The sequence below is a fragment of the Actinoplanes awajinensis subsp. mycoplanecinus genome, from assembly GCF_001509495.1.
Classification (GTDB): domain Bacteria; phylum Actinomycetota; class Actinomycetes; order Mycobacteriales; family Micromonosporaceae; genus Actinoplanes; species Actinoplanes palleronii.
The window spans coordinates 20,052-39,094 of sequence record NZ_LLZH01000323.1; the positions used below are offsets into that span (position 1 = coordinate 20,052).

Consider the following 19,043-nt stretch of genomic DNA (forward strand, 5'->3'; position numbering starts at 1 on the left):
CACCGGCCGCAGGATCCTGGAAACGGTTGACTAGCCCATGCAGTGGAAGAACCGCCCCAATGGCCTGACCTGGTCAGGTGTCATCAAGAACGAGGAAGCCAAGCGGGAGGCCGCCGCGCAGCTCGCGGCCGAGCTTCAGGACGGGCAGACGGTCGGGATCGGCTCCGGTTCGACGAGCTTCCTCACCCTGCAGGCCCTCGCCACGCGCGCCGAGAAGGAGGGCCTCTCCTTCACCGCGATCCCGACCTCGATCGAGGTGGCGAACGCCTGCTCCGCGCTCGGTCTGCGGATCACCACGCTGAACGACGCCCGCCCGGACTGGTGCTTCGACGGCGCCGACGAGGTCGACGACCACAAGCGGCTGATCAAGGGCCGGGGCGGTGCGCTCTACCAGGAGAAGCTGATGATGTCCGCGGCGCCGAAGGCGTTCATCGTGGTCGACCAGTCCAAGATCGTGGACCGGCTCGGGCAGAACTTCGCGGCGCCGGTGGAGATCGACCCGGCCGCGCTCAGCCTGACCTTCGAGAAGCTCGAGGGCTTCCCCGGTCTGGAGGAGGTCACCCTGCGCGCCGCCGGCGGCAAGGACGGCCCGGTGATCACCGAGCGCGGCAACCTGACCCTGGACCTGCGGTTCAGCGAGATCGGCGAGGACGCGCACACCCGGCTCAAGCAGATGCCCGGCGTGGTGGAGACCGGCCTGTTCTTCGGCTACGACTTCGAGCTGATCCTGGCCGGCTGATCTGGCCGGCTGATCTCAGCCGGCCAGGTCCACTCCCCGGCTGGTGCTCACGGCTGCCTCAAGGCGGTTGAGGCAGCCGCCGGCACCAGCCGGCCGTGCGTGCGACCTTGCTCAGAACGTGAGCGCCGCACGCAGCACGGCGGCCACCTGATCGGCCGCGGCCCGGGCCGCGTCGATGGTGGCGATCTTGCGGGCGAAGCCGTGGTTCACGCCCATGTACCGGGTGTGCACCACCGGCACCCCGGCACTGATCAGCGCGTCCGCGTAGTCGGCGCCCTCGTCGCGGAGCGCGTCGTACTCGGCCGTGATGATCAGGGTGGGCGGCATGCCGGACAGGTCGGCGACCGCCAGTGGCGCCACGTCCGGGGTGAGCCGCTGCCGCGGGTCCGGGACGTAGGTCTCCCAGGCCAGCTTCATCGAGGCGCGGTCGAGGCCGTACTCGCCGAGCTCGTCGTAGGACTCGGCCGAGGTGAGCGGGTCGAGGGCCGGGTAGATCAGCGCCTGGAAGTCCAGCGGGGTGGCGGCGTCCCGCTGCCGGCGCGCGGTGACCGTGGCCAGCTGGCCGCCGGCGCTGTCGCCGCCGATCGCCAGCCGGGACGGGTCGACGCCCAGCTCCGAGCCGTTCTTGCGGACGTAGCCGAGCACTGTCGCGGCGTCGTCGAGCGCGGCCGGGTGCACGTGTTCCGGTGCGAGCCGGTACCCCACCGACAGCACCGCGCAGCCGGACCGGTCGGCGACCCGGCGGCAGAACCGGTCAACGGTCTCGATGCTGCCGTAACACCAGCCGCCACCGTGCAGGTAGACGAAGAGCGGCGCGTCGGCGCGGGTGGCGTAGAGACGGCAGGGCACGCCGTCGGCGTCCAGGTCGGCGACGACCGGCAACGGCAGTGCCGGGCCGGTCTCCGCCTCGTTGGACTCCTCCATCGCCGTGCGGGCGGCGAGGAGCTGGTCGTAGGGGCTGGCCGCGAGCTGCTCGGCAGTAGGGCGGCGGCGAAGTCTCGCCGCCGCCGTCACCTGGGGGTGGAGCATGCCTGCGTCAGCCGAGCTGGGCCAGGACGAGACCGCCGCGGGCCTTCGGGGTGAACCAGGTGCTCTTGCGCGGCAGCTTCAGCCGGGCCAGGTTGACCGCGACGAAGTCCTCAACGGTCACCGGCGCGATCAGCACGGCCAGCGCGGCCCGACCGGCGTCGACCTCACCACGCAGCCACTCGACCGGGTAGTCACCACCGATGTAGGAGATCCGCTTGTCGCCGGGTTCCAGACCCAGCACGTCACCCAGCAGCACCCGCTCGACCAGTCCGTGGTCCAGGTTGTCCACCGCGGTTCCGGCCGGGTCGGACGGCAGTGCGACCGAGTAGGAGCGACCCCCTGCGTACACCTCGATCGTGCCCTTGGGGGGAAGGGCCGCGGCGCGCGGCAGCTCAGTGACCGTCGCACCTGCCTCGCGGAGGCCTTTCAGAAACTCCTCCGGCGTCGCCGGAAGCTCGCTGACCAGGCGGTTGTAGGGCTGGATCGCGACCGAGGCGGGTGTGGTGATCACCGCGAGGAAGCGCGGCAGCCCACCGGTCTGCGCGGCCAGGCTCCGGTGGTTGCCGTCGGCGACCACCAGCTCGCCGCCGCCGGCCAGCGCGGTGAGCCGGTCCTGCAGCTCACCGGCGCCCAGCACCCAGATGGCGTGGGTCCGGCCGGTCTGGTCGGTGTCGGTGGCCTCCGGCTCACCGGCCGCGTCGCAGGCGTCGGCGAGCGCGGCATGCAGTTCCTCGCCCTTGCCGGTCTGCAGCAGCAGCACCGGCGAGAGCAGCGTCTGCAGCGCCTCGGCGAGCGCGACCCGCTCACGGACCTTGGCGATGAAGACGTCCTCGTTGCGGATGACCAGGCCCGGCTCGTCGGCGCTGGTGGAGATCTCGGCCGTTTCGACCATGCTCCACAGGCCGTAGGCGGGCGCCTCGTCCTTCGCGGTGATCCGATAGAGCACCACGACGTGCTCAGCCTGCCGGTAGTCGCCCTCGGACTTGTCGCGCTCCAGCCGGACGACGGCGTCCGGCAGGGCTTCCGCGAAGGTCTTGCCGAGGGAGTCGGGCGCGAGATGCGGCATTTCCACGGCCAGCGAGCTGTGCGGATTGGCCGTGATGATGTCGGTGATTTCGGCGTCGTCGGCGAACTCGTCGTAGTTCTGGGCTCCGGTACCGCCAGTGGTGATCCAGGCCCGGCTGATCGGGTGCACGACCGTCATGAGGGGCAACTTACCCCGCGGACCGGCGGTGCCTACCTACCGGCATGTTCGCGCGTGACCTGCTCAACTGTGCCCGTCGATGAGCGTTAACCGGACGTTCGACCGGAAGTGCCGTCCCGAGGAGCGGATGTTCCGTCCCGAGGAACGGATTCGCGGTGACCGTGACCGGCGGTGCGACGAGTCCCGCCAGTTCCGGGGAGAGATCCGCCCAGACGCCGCGTTGAACGCCGATCGTCATGTCTGCTGCCGTGCTGGATGAGGTGTACATCACCTCATCCAACGACGGTGCGGGCCCTCGGGTGGTGCACTAGTCGAAAATCGGGCCGAGTTCGCGGCTTCGCTTGATCTCGTAGAAGCCCGGGGTGCCGGCGACCAGCAGGACGCCGTCCCAGAGCTTTCCGGCCGCCTCGCCCTTGGGCGCCGGGGTGACGACCGGGCCGAAGAAGGCGATCTTGGAGTCCGGGTCCGGGCCGGGCGCGTGGATCACCGGGGTGCCGACGTCCGTGCCGACCGGCTTCATCCCGGCGTTGTGGCTGGTTCGCAGCGCCTCGTCGCGGGTGTCGGAGGTGGCCGCCGCAGCCAGCGCCGGGTCCAGACCGGCCTCGGTCAGGGCCTCGGTGAACAGCTTCTCGTCCAGCTCGTACTTCTGCAGGTGGATCCGGGTGCCGAGCGCGGTGTAGAGATCGCGCAGCACCTCCGGCCCGGCGGCCTCGGCCGCGGCGATGCAGACCCGGACCGGGCCCCAGCCCTTGTCCATCAGGTCCCGGTACTGCTCCGGGAGGTCCCGGCACTCGTTGAGAACGGACAGACTCATCACGTTGAACCGGATGTCGAGGGGACGCACCTTCTCCACCTCGAGCAGCCAGCGGGAGGTGATCCAGGCCCACGGGCACAGGGGGTCGAACCACATGTCGACAGTCGCGCGTTCGCTCATGGGATCGATCCTGCCACCGCTGAAGGCGGTGGGGGTGCGGTGTGAGACGGGCGCGACGCATAGGCTGCGAGGAAAAGCAGTCAGCTCGAAGGAGAGTGCACGTGGCCGGTGTTCACAACCTGACCCAGGTCGAGGCTGCGGAGCGGAGTCGATTGCTCGAGGTCGTCGGCTACGACATCACCCTCGACCTGACCGACGGAAACGGCGATCCCGGTTCCGTCACCTTCCGCTCCACCACAGTGCTCACCTTCCGCTGCGCCGAGCCCGGCGCGGAGACGTTCGTCGAGGCCGCGGCCGTGAAGCTGCACACCGCCACGCTGAACGGCGAACCGCTGGACCTGAGTGCCTGGTCGCCCGAGAAGGGCCTGCGGCTGACCGCCCTGGCCGCCGAGAACACCCTGGTGGTGGACGGCGACTTCGCGTACTCGGCGAGCGGGCAGGGCCTGCAGCGCAGCGTCGACCCGGTCGACCAGGAGATCTACCTCTACAGCCAGTTCGAGACCGCGGACGCCCAGCGGGTCTACGCGGCGTTCGACCAGCCCGACCTGAAGAGCGTCTACACCTGGCACGTGACCGCGCCGAGCCACTGGAAGGTGGTGTCGAACTCGCTGGTCGAGCGGGAGGAACCGGCCGCCGGCGGCGCGCGGACCGTGCACTTCGCCACGTCGGCGAAGATGAGCACGTACATCACGGCGATCTGCGCCGGGCCGTACCACGAGGTCCGCGACTCGCACGACGGCATCGACCTGGGCGTGTTCTGCCGCGCCTCGATGGCGCAGTACCTGGACGCCGACGACCTGTTCCTGGTCACCAAGCAGGGCTTCGACTTCTTCCACGAGCAGTTCGGCGTGCGCTACCCGCTGCCGAAGTACGACCAGCTCTGGGTGCCGGACTTCAACGCCGGCGCGATGGAGAACTTCGGCTGTGTCACCCACGCCGAGGCGCACTACATCTTCCGCTCGCAGGTCACCGACTACGAGTACGAGCAGCGGGCCAACACGATCCTGCACGAGCTCGCCCACATGTGGTTCGGTGACCTGGTCACCATGCGCTGGTGGAACGACCTGTGGCTGAACGAGTCGTTCGCCGAGTGGGCCAGCCACTGGTGCAACACGCACGCCACCCGGTTCACCGACGCCTGGTCGACGTTCCTGTCCATCCGGAAGGCCTGGGGCTACCGGCAGGACCAGCTCTCCTCCACCCACCCGGTGTACTGCGAGATGCCGGACCTGGAAGCCGTCGAGGTCAACTTCGACGGGATCACCTACGCCAAGGGCGCCAGCGTGATCAAGCAGCTGGTGGCGTACGTCGGCCTCGACCCGTTCCTGACCGGTCTGCGCGCCTACTTCGCCAAGCACGCCTGGGGCAACGCCACCTTCGACGACCTGCTCACCGAGCTGGAGGCGGCGTCCGGCCGGGAGCTGCGCAAGTTCGCCGCGCAGTGGCTGGAGACCGCGCAGGTGAACACCCTGCGCCCGGTCGTCGAGCTGGACGACCGGCAGCACTACACCAAGGTGACGGTCCTGCAGGAGGCTCCGGCCGACTACGCGACGCTGCGCACCCACCGGATCGGGATCGGCCTCTACGACCTGGACGGCGACCGGCTGGTGCGGCGCGAGCTGCTCGAGGTGGACGTGTCCGGGGAGCACACCGAGGTCACCGCGCTGGCCGGGGTCAAGGCGCCGGACCTGCTGCTGATCAACGACGACGACCTGACGTACGCGAAGCTGCGCCTGGACGAGCGCTCGATGGGCACGCTGGTCAAGCACATCGCCGGCTTCGACTCGGCGCTGCCGCGGGCACTGTGCTGGGCCGCGGCCTGGGACATGCTGCGCGACGCCGAGCTGGCCGCCCGCGACTACGTGGAGCTGGTCTGCTCGGGCCTGCCGGCCGAGAGCGACATCAACCTGACCACCGCCACCCTGCGGCAGGCCGGCAGCGCGCTGGTCAGCTTCGCGGACCCGGCGTGGGCACCGACCGGCTGGGCGATGCTGGCGACGCTGTCCGAGACCCAGCTGGCCGCTGCCGAGCCGGGCAGCGGATGGCAGCTGACCTGGGCGCGGGCGTACATCACCGCGGCGCGTACCGAGGAGCAGGCCGCCGTGCTGCGCGGCTGGCTCGACGGCACGGCCCCGGCCGGCCTGGTGGTCGACACCGAGCTGCGCTGGTCGCTGCTGCAGGCGCTGTCCGCGCTGGGTGCCGCCGCCGAGTCGGAGATCGACGACGAGCTGACCGGTGACAAGACGGCCAGTGGGGAGCGGGAGGCGGCGGTCGCTCGCGCGCTGCTGCCGACGCCGGAGAACAAGGCCCGGGTGTGGGCCGACCTGACCGGGCCGCAGACCCCGCCGAACTGGCTGAACCGGTCGCTGCTGCAGGGCTTCCAGAGCACCCGCCAGGTGGCCCTGACGGCGCCGTACGCGGAAAAGTTCTTCACCGAGGTGGGCAAGGTGTGGGCGCGCTCGGACAGCGAGCCGGCGCAGGAGTTCACCCAGCTGGCGTACCCGGCGTTCCAGATCAGCCAGGAGACGGTCGCGCTGACCGACGCCTGGCTGGCCGAGGACGGGCACCCGGCGTCGCTGCGGCGGCTGGTCGCCGAGGGCCGGGACGGCGTGCTGCGCGCGCTGAAGGCCCGGGCCAAGGACGTGTCGGCCGGCTGATCCGGTAGTACCAGGGAACGGCCTCGTCCGATTGTTCGGGCGGGGCCGTTTTTCGTGGATTCCCGGGCGGGGCTAGTTTTCGTGGATTCCCACAAAAGGAACTTACCGGCGCGTAACCCAACCGCAACAACACTGCGTGAGTAGGCTGACACTCCGCGTTCGGGTGATGGCGGCGTTGGAGGTAGAGCCCGTGACGATGCTGAGCCAGGGATCACCGGCCCGATGGACCGCGCCGGACGGGCGGTGGACCGAACCCGACCTGCACCTGTTCCCGCAGGACGGGCACCGGTACGAGATCGTCGACGGCAGCCTGCACGTCACGCCACGCCTGGGCGGGACGCACGACGCCGTGGTCGACGCGATCGTCACCACGCTGCGCGCGGCCGCACCGCCGGACTGGTGGGTGTGCGCCCGCCTGGGCGTCGAGATCGGCACCAGCAGCCTGGTGCCCGACGTCACCGTGCTGCGACCCCGGTCGTCCGGGACGAGCTGGGTGAACCCGGCAGACGTGGCCCTGGTCGTCGAGGTGACCTCGGACGAGACCCGGCGCTACGACGACCTGCTCAAACCCGCGGTGTACGCGGCCGGCGGCATCCCCGCCTACTGGCTGGTGGAGCCGGGCACGGAGCTGCGGGTGCACACGCTCGACGGCGCGGCATACCGGCAGGTCCAACGAGTCGAGGGCGCCGAGCTGGTGAAGCTCGACGCCCCGTACCCGGTCAGAGTGGCACCGGGGGCCTGGCGATAGACCAGGTCAGGAACGGCCGGCGTGCGACGCCAGCTGGTCGAGACCGATCATCAGGCCACCGATCAGGTCGCCACCGGAGAACGAACCGGCCATGCCGAAGGCGGCCAGCTTCGCGTCCCGGTCGGTGATCCGCTTACGGGCCTCGTCGCCCGTGACGATCTCCAGCCTGCGCTGGCTCGGCGAGACGGCGAGGAGCACCGCACGATGCGGGTCCACGATCTCGCTGTGCAGTTTCTCGGCCGACTCGCGGATCGGCTCCGCCAGCTCGCCGAGGTAGATGCTGAAGGTCAGGCCGGTCGCCTGGTCGGCGAGGCGCAACGCCTCGTCCAGGCGCAGCAGCTGACGGGTCGTGAACGGGCTCTCGCGGTCGGTCACGACCGCCTCACCACTTGTCACTTGCGCCTCCTGTCGGGCCGGGCCGGACCGGAGCGCCGGAGCTGTCCTCGATGACCAGTCCGCGCTCGATCGCCTTGACCGCGTGGCCGTGGCTCGCCGCGACGGATCGCTCGGGCGAGGCCAGGAACCACATCGGCGGGAACTCGTACGGCTGACCCGGACGGTACCGACGGGACGGCTTGTCCCGGTCAGAACCGGCGAGCGCGAGGAAGGACACCAGGCCGATGATCGCGGCCGGGATGATCAGATAGACCAGAATGGTGGTTATTACAGACAACTGAACGCCCCCAGGCGCCGGTGATCCATCGTGAGACTGAACATCAATCACGGTAGCGGAGCACGAGTCGTCCCGGACCGTCGGGTCTCGAACCGGGGTCTCACGCCGTCGGGATCTACGCGGAATGTGCGTCGCAATGCGAAAATCACCTTCACGCGCCGTCCGCGTACTTTCCACCCGCGAACGGCAGGAGGGGGATTTCCATGCGCCTGACCGTCCCCGCCGCTGGCGCGGCGATGTTCACGGCTCTGGCAGTCGCCGGAGCTCCCGCCGTGCTGCTGCCGGCCACCGCCGCGCGGGCAGCCGACGCCGTATTCCTCGAACTCAACCCGAGCACGGTGCGCGCCGGTGACGTGGTGTCCCTGCGCGCGTCCTGCAACAGCAACGCGAAGGCCGCCACGGTCACCGCGGCACCGATCGGATCGGTGCCGGTCGAGCCGGATTTCAACTTCCTGACCGCGACCGTGACGGTGCCGGCCGACCAGAAAGCCGGCGACTACAAGGTCACCCTGCACTGCCCGGACGACAAGACCGCGAGCGCGAACCTGCACGTGGTCGCGAAGGTCGAACCGGCCCGCGGCCCGGCCACCGGCGGCGGCGGGACAGCACCCGGGCCGGAGGCGTCCCTGCTGGTCGGCGGGGGCCTGACGGTGATGGTCGCGGCGGGCGCGCTGGCCCTGCTCTCGGTACGCCGCCGGCGACCGAACTGAGGCCGGGGTGACCGACCAGACCGGGCGCCCGCCCCGCATGCCGGAGTCGGTGCAGCGCAAACGCCCGGCCCAGGTGATCGGCGCCCCGCCGCCGGGCGTGGTGACCGGCCCGCTGCCGGCGCCACCACCGGTCGGCGGGGGCCGTTCACCCTTCCGGATGCCCCGGCCGCGCCGCCGGACGCCACCGTCGTCGGCGCGCCGGCGCAAGGGCCGCCTGCCGTTCGGCTGGATCGCGCTGATCCTGTTCTTCGTCGGGCTGTTCGCGGTCGGCATGGGGCTCGGCGTGGCCACCGGCTTCGACCTCGGCGGGCTGTTCCGCGGGCCGGACGCGCCGCCGCCGCGCGCCTTCCCGGTGCTGGAGCCGAGCCGGCCGCAGCGGCTGACCATCCCGGACCTCAAGGTCGACGCGCCGATCCTGGACGTCGGGCTGGCCGGCGACGGGTCGGTGGACGTGCCGCCGCTGAAACGGCACAACGAGGTCGGCTGGTTCGACGGCGGGCCGACACCGGGACAGTTCGGGCCGGCGCTGTTCGTCGGGCACGCGGACACGCGTACCGGGCCGTCGGTCTTCCACGACCTGGGCAGGCTCAAGCCGAAGCAGCCGATCGAGGTGCGCCGGGCGGACGGCACGGTCGCGGTGTTCGAGGTGAACTCGGTGGAGCACTACGACAAGGACGAGCTCCCGGTGCACCGGGTCTACGGCGACTACAGCCGCCCGGCGCTGCGGCTGATGACCTGCGGCGGGAAATGGCTCGGTGGCGAGCAGGGCTACGCCGACAACATCGTCGTCTACGCCTCGCTGGTCGACTCCCGCTAGCCCTTCGGTCTGGGCCGGCCGGGAGCCGACCAGGCGCGGGATATGACTACGCCGCCTCGGCGGGTGCCGCGGCGGCGTGGTTGTCGGGCAGGTCGAGCCAGTCCATCCAACGGGGATCGGGGGTGCGGTGCCCGAGGACCCGCCAGGCGACCCCTCGTGGCGCCTGGGGTATGGAATGCAGGCGCCAGCCGAGCTCGGCCGGTGTCTTGTCGCCCTTGCTGTGATTGCACTTGGCGCAGGCGGCCACCACGTTCTCCCAGGCGTGCAGACCACCTCGGCTGCGCGGGAAGACGTGATCGATGGTCTCGGCGGAACCCCGGCAGTAGGCACACCGGCCGGCGTCCCGGGCGAAGATCGCACGGCGGGAGAGGCCGATATGGGTGCGGTAGGGAACTTTCACATACCGCGTGAGGCGGACCACCGAAGGAACCGGGAGGGTTTGCCGCGCGCTGTGCAGGATGCCGTCTCCGTCGGAGATGCACTCCGCCTTGTCGGTGAGGACGAGAATTGTCGCCCGGCGCACCGATACGACGCACAGCGGCTCGTAGGTGGCGTTCAGCACTAACGAGGAAGAGCCCACTGTGGGTCGTATGTCAGGCATCGCAGTCACCCTTCCGGATCAGTTGCTTTCAGGCGCTCCCGTAGCTCAGCCGTGTGTGATCTGGGCCTCGCTGGAGTAGCCCGTGCGCCAATAGTCCCTGATGGATGACCAAATTGCGAGCACAATCTGTGGCACGCGGGTAAACGTCTGAGGTCTCTCACCCAGCCGGACCCGGTACCTTGACTTCCCGTGCTCCTAGGTCCTTCCTTACCTCCCTCCCCTTCGCCCTCGGCCGGCGCCGTCGAGAGCGCCACGGCAGCGATCACCGACGCCTGCGGCAATGACGCGCTCTGCAAACAGGTCTTCGTCTGGACCCAGAATCAGTGGCTCGCCAACAGCAGCTACGTGATCATCATCAAGCCGCTGCGGGTCATCGGCATCATCGTGGTGGCGATGCTGATCCGCTGGCTGCTGCACCGCGCGATCACCCGGCTCACCGCGAGCACCTCGCGGGCCGCCATGCCGGCGCTGCTCAAGCCGCTCAAGGAGCGGGTCGCCGAGACCGCCGAGGACGCGCAGTACATCCCGGAGCGGCGCCGCCAGCGCGCCGAGGCGATCGGCTCGGTGCTGCGCAGCTTCGTCAGCGCCGTGGTCTTCACCATGGCCGCCCTGCTGCTGATGGGTGAGTTCGGCTTCAACCTGGCCCCGCTGCTCGCCAGCGCCGGCATCGTCGGCGTCGCGCTCGGTTTCGGCGCGCAGAGCCTGGTCAAGGACCTGATCGCCGGTCTGTTCATGCTGCTGGAGGACCAGTACGGCGTCGGTGACACGGTCGACCTGGGCGAGGCCATCGGCGTGGTGGAGAGCGTCGGCCTGCGGATCACCACGGTCCGGGACTCCCGCGGCGTGCTCTGGTACATCCGCAACGGCGAGATCGTCCGGGTCGGCAACAAGAGCCAGGGCTGGGCCATGGTCGTGATCGACATTCCGATCGGCTTCGTCAACTCGGAGGAGGCGATCAACGTGCTGAAGGGCGCCGCCATCGCGATCGCCGAGCACCCGGAACACCAGACCGAGTTCATCGAGCCGCCGGACGTGGTCGGCGTCGAGCAGCTCACCGTGGACGGCGCGGTGATCCGTACGATCGCGAAAACCACCGCGGACAGTCAGGCGACAGTGCAGCGGGAGCTGCGCCGGACGCTGAACGAGGCGATGGAGTCCAGCGGGCTGTCCGGACGGATCGCCGCCTCCCGCATGGTGCCGCGCTCCTCGGTGCCCCCGCCCTGGTACACGGCCCCGGAGAATTCTTCGCCTTCGATCGGTGAGCAGCCGCCGGGCGGAGCGGCCTGACCAGGCCCTACGCCACATTAATCGGTTACACCCTCCGCCGAATGGTCGAAAATCGGGCCAACCGCCCTAGCATCGACTAGGACGATCGGGCAGAATCCGGAACAGCTTCTGCACATGCAAAGGCACGTTCGCGCCGGTGGACCCGAGAGTGCGGACGACTGTCGCCGGACTCTCGGCGATCGTCGAGAGCGATGGAGGGCGCGTGGCCAGCAACCCGGAGGGGCCAGAACCGACCGAAGAGGCTACGGAGAGTGGCAGCGATGTCACTTTCCGAAGCCTTTTCGGGCTGCCGGAGTTCCGGGCGGTATACCTGTCCTCGGTGACCAGCTGGATCGGCGACTACCTGTCCCGCGCCGCCGTGACCGTTCTGGTCTACCAGCAGACCCGGTCGGTGCTGCTGTCCGCGATCTCGTTCGCACTCGGCTACCTGCCCTGGATCCTGGCCGGCCCGCTGCTCGCCTCGCTCGGCGACAGGTATCCGCATCGCCGGGTGATGGTGATCGCCGACGTCTACCGGATGACCCTGACCGCGCTGCTGCTGATCCCCGGCCTGCCGCCCGCGCTGATCCTGCTGGTGGTCCTGCTCAACAGCCTGGGCAGCCCGCCCGCCCAGGCGGCCCGGTCGGCGATGCTGCCGCTGGTGGTCGGCCGGGAACGGCTCACCCTGGCGATCGCCATCCAGTCGACCTCCACCCAGGCCGCCATGGTCACCGGGTACCTGATCGGCGCGACCGTCGCCGTCGGCGTGAACCCGCGCCTGGCCATCGGCCTGGACGTGTGCACGTACGCGATCTCGGCGCTGCTGATCGCCACCCAGGTACGGGCCCGGCCGGCCGCGGTGGCACTGGCACAGCGCCGGCACCTGCTGCAGGAGACCGCCGAGGGCTTCCGGGTGGTCTTCGGCAACCCGGTGCTGCGGTCCATCGCCATCGTGGTCTTCGCCGTCGTCGCGTTCTTCATCGTCCCGGAGAGCCTGGCCGCCTCCTGGGCCGCCCAGGCCGTGCCCAACGGCTCCCGCGGCCTCGACCAGGGCATGATCATGGCGGCCGGGCCGTTCGGGTTCGTCGTCGGCGGCCTGCTGTTCAGCCGGCTGGTCCCGGCCGACCGGCGGCGGCGGATGACCCCGCTGCTGGCCGTGATCACCCCGCTGGTGCTCACCCCGGTCCTGCTGTCGCCGCCACCGTTCGCCGTCGCGCTGCTGGTGACCGTCTCCGGGCTGGCACAGGGCGCCCTGCAGCCGACGCTCAACGCGGCGTTCGTGCTGGTCCTGCCGCCCACCCACCGGGCCCGGGCGTTCGGCGTGATGAACAGCGGGATGCAGGCCAGCCAGTTCGCCGCGGTGCTGATCACCGGGTCGCTGGCCGACACCTTCCGGATCCCGCTGGTGGTCGGCCTGTGGAGCGCGGCCGGCACGCTCGCGATGGGTGCGGTCGCGGTGTTCTGGCCGAACCAGGCCCGCTTCTCGGCCGCCGAGCAGGACGCCTCGGCCGAGACCCCGCCGCCCGCGACCGCGCCGCCGTTCGCCGCGCCGCCCGTCACCGCACCGCCGAAGCAGGCCGAGCCGCCGGTCACGCCCGCCGAACACGCCGAGCCGGCCGCCTGAGCCCCGGGAGCGCCGAGGGTCACACCGCGGCGCACCGGACGGCTGGCAGGATGGAACGGTGACCGCACCCGTACCGGAAGAGGCCAATTTCTTCACCGCCGTCGGCGGCGAGCCCACGTTCCGCCGCCTGGTGGACAAGTTCTACGAGGGTGTCGCGCAGGACCCGCTCCTGCGGCCGATGTACCCCGAGGAGGACCTCGGGCCCGCGTCCGAGCGGATGCGGCTCTTCCTGATGCAGTACTGGGGCGGCCCGAGCACGTATTCGGAGACCCGCGGCCACCCCCGGCTACGGATGCGGCACGCGCCGTTCCGGGTCGGCCCGGCCGAACGGGACGCGTGGCTGGCGTGCATGCGGGCGGCGGTGGACTCGATCGACCTGACCGCGGAGCAGCGCACCACGCTCTGGGACTACCTGGAGCGGGCCGCCTATTTCATGGTGAACACGGAGCCCGCCGTCTGAATCGTGTCGCCACTGGCGGGTGACTCGTTGATCGGATTGTGCACCCACGATCCGGGAGTCGCCCCATGCGCCGTCGCCTGCTGGCCGTCGCCACCGTAGTCCTGGCCACGCTGGCCGGGGCACCACCCGCGATGGCCGACATCGCGCAGTCCGACATCGTCTCCAGCAACCCGGTGGACTGGACCCCGCACGTGCTGGACGGCACGGTCTGGTCCCTCGCCGTGGTCGGCGACACCGTGATCGTCGGCGGCGCGTTCACCAAGGTCGCGGACAGCAGCCGGCGCACCACCCTGGCCCGGAAGAACATCTTCGCGTTCGATCTGAACGACGGCTCGATCCGGACGTTCGCCCCGGAGGTGGACGGCGCGATCTACTCGCTCGCGCCGGGCGCCGACGGGACGGTCTACGCCGGCGGCGCGTTCAAGAGCGTGAACGGCACCGCCCAGCGCGGCATCACCCGGCTCTGGCTGGGCAGCGGCAACCGGGACACCTCGTTCAAGGCGAAGGTCAACTGGGGTGACGTGCGCGCCCTGGCCACCCGGGGCGACCGGCTCTACGCCGGCGGCACGTTCACCGCGATCAACGGGACCAGCCGAGCCGCGCTGGCCAGGCTGGACGCCGAGACCGGCGCCGTGGACTCCGGCTTCGACGCCCGCCTGAGCGCGCCGGGGCTGAACCGGACCCGGGTCGAGCACTTCGACGTCACCGCGGACGGGCGCAAGCTGATCGCGGTCGGCGCGTTCCTCAAGTCCGGCGGCTACGACCGGACCCAGATCGCCCAGTTCGACGTCGGCGGCTCGTCGGCGCAGCTGACCGGGTGGTACACCGACGACTACAAGCCGCAGTGCATGAAGGGCTTCGACACCTACCTACGGCAGGTGAAGTTCTCCCCGGACGGGTCGTACTTCGTGGTCGCGGCGACCGGGCGGGCCTCGTCGGCGCAGAAGCTGTGCGACTCAGCGGCGCGCTTCGAGACGAACCGGACCGGCCAGCAGCGGCCCACCTGGGTGCAGCGGACCGGCGGGGACTCGCTCTACGCGGTCGCGATCACCGGACCGGTCGTCTACCTGGGCGGGCACCAGCGGTGGTTCGACAACCCGTACGGCACCGACGGGAACGGCCCGGGGCCGGGCGCGGTCGCCCGGCCGGGCATCGGCGCGGTCAACCCGAACACCGGCAAGGCGCTGTCCTGGAACCCGACCCGCGCGCGGGGCGTGGGGGTGCGGGCGTTCCTGACCGTCCCGGGCGGCCTGCTCGTCGGCTCGGACACCGACCAGCTGGGCAAGGAGTACCACGGCCGGGTGGGAATGTTCCCGGCGAGCTGAGCCGGCTTGGCGGGACTGACGGGGGCTCTGCCGGGTTACAGCAGGGCCCCTTCGTCGTGGAGCCAGTCGACGAAGGACGTGGCGACGGCGGCGCCGCAGTCGAGCAGCTCGACCAGGAGCTTGTCGTGGGTCCCGGCGGCGAGCGGCACCTGGAGCTCCGCATAGATCGGGAGCTGGCCGCGCTCGGTCGGGTCACCCACATACGCCTTGCAGAAGCGCCGCGTGTGGTTCCACTCGTTGACCACGCGGTAGGCCCGGTCGGCCCAGTCCGGCGGGACCGTCGCGTGCGGACGCGCCCGCATCACCAGGATCTCGTCATCCGGGCCCTCCAGGGTGAACAGCACCGCGTGCCGCTCCCACATGGCCAGCAGGCTGCCCCCGCCGTCGGCGAGGAACCGGATGTCGAGCAGGTCGAGCGCCTTGCCGATGCGCGTCAGCGACACCGGCTCGATCACATCGGCGGCGCCGGTCGCGGGCAGATCCGCCGGAGACCCGCTCCGGCTCGGCTCGCGTTGGGCCGGGACACCGACACGGACGGTGCTCTGCACCGCAACCTCGCCACCGGAATCCGCCTCGTCACTCGCGGCCGATCCCGAGCGCCATGACCACCACGGCATCGTGTGCACCTCACTCCCCAACAGGCCCGCTGCCGGACGTAGCGGTGGACCCGAGGGCCGACGGTACCCGGACAGTGTCTGAAGGTCATCCCCCCAACGGGAGGGCGGAACCGTAAGGACGATGCGGACTCACCCTTTCGGGTGACTGATCATCGTCATAACGGTCAATTTGTGGGCGCTCTGTCGCCACGCGACTCCATATGGTGCCGAAATTCCCACCCAACCACCGACGGTCCGCACTCGCGCCGCCGCCGGTTCCGCGTCCCGCGGACCGAGGAAACCCATCCGCGCGACCGCCTGGACGAGTCGCTGGGAGACCTGCACCGGCTCGCCGCCCTCCGGAGTGACGACCAACGCAACGTGATCGAGGAGCGCGTCCCGGACCGCTCGCTGCCCGACCACCCGGCCGTCGACGCCGACCGAGGAGATCTCCCGCAGCGTCCCGGCGGCCGCGGCGGCCAGCCGGCTCAGCTCGGCGGCGGAGACCGACTCGATCGACCGGCTCGCGGCCGGCGGCAGCGCCCAGTGCCACAGGGTGTCCCGCCGGACCGGCAGATCCTGGCCACCCGCGGCCAGCACGGCCAGCAGAGCGGCGGCGGAGACCGTGGCGTCCCCCGGCCCGGGTCCGGCCACCTCGCGGGTGACCAGCACGTCCCAGGGCAGATGCGCCCAGAGGGCGGTCCGGCCGCCGGCCGACCGCAGCCGGACCGGCGCCGCCGGGTCCAGCCGGGTCAGCCGGGCCAGGAACGCGCCTGCGTCGGGAACCCCGAGCAGGCCGTGGGCACTCATGACCCGCCGTCCGAGAAGTACGGCTTCAAGAAGTCCTTCTCCGCCTCGGAGAGCCGCCGCGGATGCCCGGCCCCCAGGTTGTACGGCACACAGACCGACTGCGCCCGGCTGGCCAGCACGCCGTCGTCGAACAGCTCGTACGACACGGTGAACGACGCCGTCCGCAGCTCGGAGACCCACATCTCGATCCGTACCGGGTCACCGAAGTCCACCGGGCGCAGATAGTCGATCTCGTGGCGGGCGATCACGATGCCCTCCTCGAACGAGCCGAGGCCGTGCTTGCGGGCGCCCACGAAGAACATGGCGACGCGCGCCTCCTCGTACAGGGTGAGGAAGCGCGCGTTGTTGACGTGCCCGTACGCGTCCATGTCGGACCAGCGCACGGGCACGTCGAGGATGAACCGCTCAGTCACGGGTGAGCTTGCGGTAGGTGACCCGATGCGGGCGAGCCGCATCCGCACCCAGGCGGTCGACCTTGTTCTTCTCGTACGCGTCGAAGTTGCCCTCGAACCAGAACCACTTGTCCGGGTCCTCGTCGGTGCCCTCCCACGCCAGCATGTGGGTGGTGACCCGGTCCAGGAACATCCGGTCGTGGGAGATGACCACGGCGCAGCCGGGGAACTCCAGCAGGGCGTTCTCCAGGCTGGAGAGCGTCTCCACGTCCAGGTCGTTCGTCGGCTCGTCGAGCAGGATCACGTTGCCGCCGATCTTCAGCGTCATCGCGAGGTTGAGCCGGTTGCGCTCGCCACCGGACAGCACCTTGACCGGTTTCTGCTGGTCCGGGCCCTTGAAGCCGAACGCCGCGACGTACGCCCGGGACGGCATCTCGACCTTGCCGACCATCATGTGGTCGAGCCCGTCGGAGACGACCTCCCAGACCGTCTTGGTGCCGTCCAGGCCGGAGCGGTTCTGGTCGACGTACGACAGCTTGACCGTCTCACCGACCCGCACCGAGCCCGCGTCCGGCTGCTCCAGCCCGACGATCGTCTTGAACAGCGTGGTCTTGCCGACGCCGTTCGGGCCGATGATGCCGACGATGCCGTTGCGCGGCAGCGAGAACGACAGGTGATCGATGAGCACCCGGCCGTCGAAGCCCTTGACCAGGTCCTTGGACTCGATGACGGTGCTGCCCAGGCGCGGTCCCGGCGGGATCTGGATCTCCTCGAAGTCCAGCTTCCGGGTCTTCTCCGCCTCGGTGGCCATCTCCTCGTACCGCTCGAGGCGGGCCTTGCTCTTGGTCTGCCGGGCCTTGGCGTTGGACCGGACCCACTCGAGCTCCTCGGTGAGGCGCTTCTGCAGCTTCTGGTCCTTGCGACCCTGCAGGGTCAGCCGGGCCGCCTTCTTGTCCAGGTACGTCGAGTAGTTGCCCTCGTACGGGAACGCGTGACCGCGGTCCAGCTCGAGGATCCAGGTCGCGACGTTGTCCAGGAAGTACCGGTCGTGGGTGATGGCGATGACCGTGCCGGCGTACTTCGACAGGTGCTGCTCCAGCCACGAGACGCTCTCCGCGTCCAGGTGGTTGGTGGGCTCGTCGAGCAGCAGCAGGTCGGGCGCCTCGAGCAGCAGCTTGCACAGCGCGACGCGACGGCGCTCACCACCGGAGAGCTGGGTGACGTCGGCGTCCGGCGGCGGGCAGCGCAGCGCGTCCATCGCGAGCTCGAGCTGCGAGTCGACGTCCCACGCGTTGGAGTGGTCCAGCTCCTCCTGGAGCTTGCCCATCTCCTCCATCAGTTCGTCGGTGTAGTCGGTGGCCATCTGCTCGGCGATCGCGTTGAACCGCTCCAGCTTGGCCTTGGTGTCGGCGACGGCTTCCTCGATGTTGCCGAGGACGGTCTTCTCCTCGTTCAGCGGCGGCTCCTGGGCCAGCATGCCGACGGTGTAGCCGGGCATCAGCCGGGCCTCGCCGTTGCTGACCTGGTCGATACCCGCCATGATCTTGAGAAGACTGGACTTACCGGCGCCGTTCGGCCCGACAACACCGATCTTGACGCCTGGCAGGAAGCTCAGCGTCACGTTGTCGAGCACGACCTTGTCGCCGTGCGCCTTGCGCGCCTTTTCCAGGACGTACATGTACTGGGCCACGGTGTGCCCTACCTCCGCGATCGTGGTTTTTTCGGTGCCGGGTCAATGCGGTGCCGGGGATCAAAGGACAATCTTTCCAGGTGCCGCCGCCGACGTGAACGCCAACCCCTGGCGGTCACTCCGAGACCGCCTCCTGCTCTGTCACCTTCCCGGCCGCGCTCGTGATCAACACACGGTCGCGGTTCACCGAGAAGGTCGTGCCGTCCCAGGCGGCGGTGGCGGTGAAGTTACCGTCCCCGTCGTCCCGCACGTCGGCGAGGAAGAGCGCAGTCTTCCCCTCCACCCACAATGCGCTCTGTCCGCCCTTGTTCGCGTGATAGAAGAGCCGACCGGCATTGTCCTGGCAGATCCAGACCACCGTCTTGCTCTTCGTCGCCACCTCCAGCACCAGGCCCAGCTCACCGGCAGCGCCGGATTTGGCGCCCATCTCCTGGGTCTTCTGCGGGCAGAGCCCGTCCGTCGGCAGCAGCGCCGGCCCCGACGAGGACGAGTCGTCGGGCACCGAGGGCGAGGCCGCATCCGACGACGGCTGCCCGCGCCGCTCACTGAGCAGATACCCACCGGTCATCCCGATGATCGTGAGCATCACCGTGGCAATGACCACAGGGAAGAACAACGGGCGCCGATGCTGGGAATGATCATCGAGGGGTGTCACCGGCACAGGATGACACCCTGGTCAAAATCGCATGACGAGAGTGGGTACGACCCGAGCTGGCTACGCACAGTAGGCTCAGCTTGGGAACAGAAACCACCCGGAGGTGTACTCAG

20 protein-coding genes are annotated in these 19,043 nt (G+C 70.1%); 9 read left to right on the plus strand and 11 right to left on the minus strand.

From position 1 onward, the window contains the following. The first annotated feature begins 37 nt into the window (after positions 1-37). Positions 38-739 carry a ribose 5-phosphate isomerase A gene (gene rpiA, locus ADL15_RS44085; protein WP_067705414.1) on the plus strand — a complete coding sequence of 234 codons (702 nt, stop codon included), beginning with the start codon at positions 38-40 and terminating at the stop codon, positions 737-739. Between the two features lie 111 nt (positions 740-850). Here rpiA and ADL15_RS44090 read toward each other — a convergent pair whose 3' ends face one another. The 3 genes from ADL15_RS44090 to ADL15_RS44100 all read right to left on the minus strand — a co-directional run bounded on the left by ADL15_RS44090 (position 851) and on the right by ADL15_RS44100 (position 3,906). Continuing rightward, a complete protein-coding gene (locus tag ADL15_RS44090) occupies positions 851-1,768 on the minus strand; it encodes an alpha/beta hydrolase (RefSeq protein WP_067705416.1) in 918 nt (305 codons plus the stop codon). 7 nt (positions 1,769-1,775) lie between these two features. Next, positions 1,776-2,972, minus strand: coding sequence for a DUF1015 family protein (locus ADL15_RS44095; RefSeq protein ID WP_067705418.1), 1,197 nt, complete (start codon positions 2,970-2,972; stop codon positions 1,776-1,778). A 307-nt stretch (positions 2,973-3,279) separates the two neighbouring features. Beyond that, complete coding sequence (locus ADL15_RS44100) at positions 3,280-3,906, minus strand: mycothiol-dependent nitroreductase Rv2466c family protein (protein WP_067705420.1); 627 nt, start codon at positions 3,904-3,906, stop codon at positions 3,280-3,282. Positions 3,907-4,007: 101 nt separating this feature from the next. Here ADL15_RS44100 and pepN point away from each other — a divergent pair, with 101 nt between their 5' ends. Both pepN and ADL15_RS44110 read left to right on the plus strand, forming a co-directional pair. After that, on the plus strand, positions 4,008-6,563 hold the full coding sequence (pepN, locus tag ADL15_RS44105) for an aminopeptidase N (protein ID WP_067705422.1): 2,556 nt from the start codon (positions 4,008-4,010) through the stop codon (positions 6,561-6,563). Positions 6,564-6,759: 196 nt separating this feature from the next. After that, the gene (locus tag ADL15_RS44110; RefSeq protein WP_067705463.1) at positions 6,760-7,311 is read left to right on the plus strand and encodes a Uma2 family endonuclease; all 552 of its coding nucleotides are present in this window, start codon (positions 6,760-6,762) and stop codon (positions 7,309-7,311) included. 6 nt (positions 7,312-7,317) lie between these two features. Here the strand turns inward: ADL15_RS44110 and ADL15_RS44115 are convergent, their stop codons facing one another. Both ADL15_RS44115 and ctaJ read right to left on the minus strand, forming a co-directional pair. Further along, entirely contained in the window at positions 7,318-7,707 is a 390-nt protein-coding gene (locus tag ADL15_RS44115) for a DUF5130 family protein (protein ID WP_067705424.1), read from the minus strand. Next, complete coding sequence (gene ctaJ, locus ADL15_RS44120) at positions 7,694-7,984, minus strand: aa3-type cytochrome oxidase subunit CtaJ (RefSeq protein WP_083972495.1); 291 nt, start codon at positions 7,982-7,984, stop codon at positions 7,694-7,696. The genes ADL15_RS44115 and ctaJ overlap by 14 nt, the downstream gene beginning before the upstream one ends. Before the next feature lie 203 nt (positions 7,985-8,187). On the opposite strand from ctaJ, the gene ADL15_RS44125 reads away from it, so the two are divergent. After that, positions 8,188-8,694 (plus strand): hypothetical protein, encoded by a 507-nt coding sequence (locus tag ADL15_RS44125; protein WP_067705426.1) that lies wholly within the window; start codon positions 8,188-8,190, stop codon positions 8,692-8,694. A 7-nt stretch (positions 8,695-8,701) separates the two neighbouring features. Next, a complete protein-coding gene (locus ADL15_RS44130; protein WP_232344927.1) occupies positions 8,702-9,511 on the plus strand; it encodes a class F sortase in 810 nt (269 codons plus the stop codon). A gap of 46 nt (positions 9,512-9,557) precedes the next feature. Here ADL15_RS44130 and ADL15_RS44135 read toward each other — a convergent pair whose 3' ends face one another. Continuing rightward, positions 9,558-10,112 (minus strand): HNH endonuclease, encoded by a 555-nt coding sequence (locus ADL15_RS44135; protein ID WP_067705469.1) that lies wholly within the window; start codon positions 10,110-10,112, stop codon positions 9,558-9,560. Positions 10,113-10,301: 189 nt separating this feature from the next. Between ADL15_RS44135 and ADL15_RS44140 the strand changes: the two genes are divergently transcribed. The 4 genes from ADL15_RS44140 (at position 10,302) to ADL15_RS44155 (ending at position 14,787) form a co-directional block, all read left to right on the plus strand. Further along, complete coding sequence (locus ADL15_RS44140; RefSeq protein ID WP_083972496.1) at positions 10,302-11,399, plus strand: mechanosensitive ion channel family protein; 1,098 nt, start codon at positions 10,302-10,304, stop codon at positions 11,397-11,399. Positions 11,400-11,718: 319 nt separating this feature from the next. Beyond that, positions 11,719-13,002, plus strand: a complete 1,284-nt coding sequence (locus ADL15_RS44145; protein WP_232344928.1) for an MFS transporter — start codon at positions 11,719-11,721, stop codon at positions 13,000-13,002. A 58-nt stretch (positions 13,003-13,060) separates the two neighbouring features. Beyond that, positions 13,061-13,462: a globin gene (locus ADL15_RS44150; protein ID WP_067705430.1), complete on the plus strand. Its 402-nt coding sequence runs from the start codon at positions 13,061-13,063 to the stop codon at positions 13,460-13,462. Positions 13,463-13,527: 65 nt separating this feature from the next. Continuing rightward, on the plus strand, positions 13,528-14,787 hold the full coding sequence (locus ADL15_RS44155; RefSeq protein ID WP_067705432.1) for a delta-60 repeat domain-containing protein: 1,260 nt from the start codon (positions 13,528-13,530) through the stop codon (positions 14,785-14,787). A gap of 35 nt (positions 14,788-14,822) precedes the next feature. On the opposite strand, the gene ADL15_RS44160 is transcribed toward ADL15_RS44155, so the two are convergent. The 5 genes from ADL15_RS44160 to ADL15_RS44180 form a co-directional block, all read right to left on the minus strand. After that, positions 14,823-15,404 (minus strand): type III secretion system chaperone family protein, encoded by a 582-nt coding sequence (locus ADL15_RS44160; protein WP_067705435.1) that lies wholly within the window; start codon positions 15,402-15,404, stop codon positions 14,823-14,825. A 129-nt stretch (positions 15,405-15,533) separates the two neighbouring features. Further along, the gene (locus tag ADL15_RS44165) at positions 15,534-16,193 is read right to left on the minus strand and encodes a serine/threonine-protein kinase (protein ID WP_067705438.1); all 660 of its coding nucleotides are present in this window, start codon (positions 16,191-16,193) and stop codon (positions 15,534-15,536) included. Beyond that, positions 16,190-16,606, minus strand: a complete 417-nt coding sequence (locus ADL15_RS44170; RefSeq protein ID WP_067705441.1) for an acyl-CoA thioesterase — start codon at positions 16,604-16,606, stop codon at positions 16,190-16,192. The genes ADL15_RS44165 and ADL15_RS44170 overlap by 4 nt, the downstream gene beginning before the upstream one ends. Beyond that, positions 16,599-18,275 carry an energy-dependent translational throttle protein EttA gene (ettA, locus tag ADL15_RS44175; RefSeq protein WP_067705445.1) on the minus strand — a complete coding sequence of 559 codons (1,677 nt, stop codon included), beginning with the start codon at positions 18,273-18,275 and terminating at the stop codon, positions 16,599-16,601. The genes ADL15_RS44170 and ettA overlap by 8 nt, the downstream gene beginning before the upstream one ends. Positions 18,276-18,390: 115 nt before the next feature. After that, positions 18,391-18,930 (minus strand): hypothetical protein, encoded by a 540-nt coding sequence (locus tag ADL15_RS44180; RefSeq protein ID WP_232344929.1) that lies wholly within the window; start codon positions 18,928-18,930, stop codon positions 18,391-18,393. Positions 18,931-19,043: the final 113 nt, after the last annotated feature.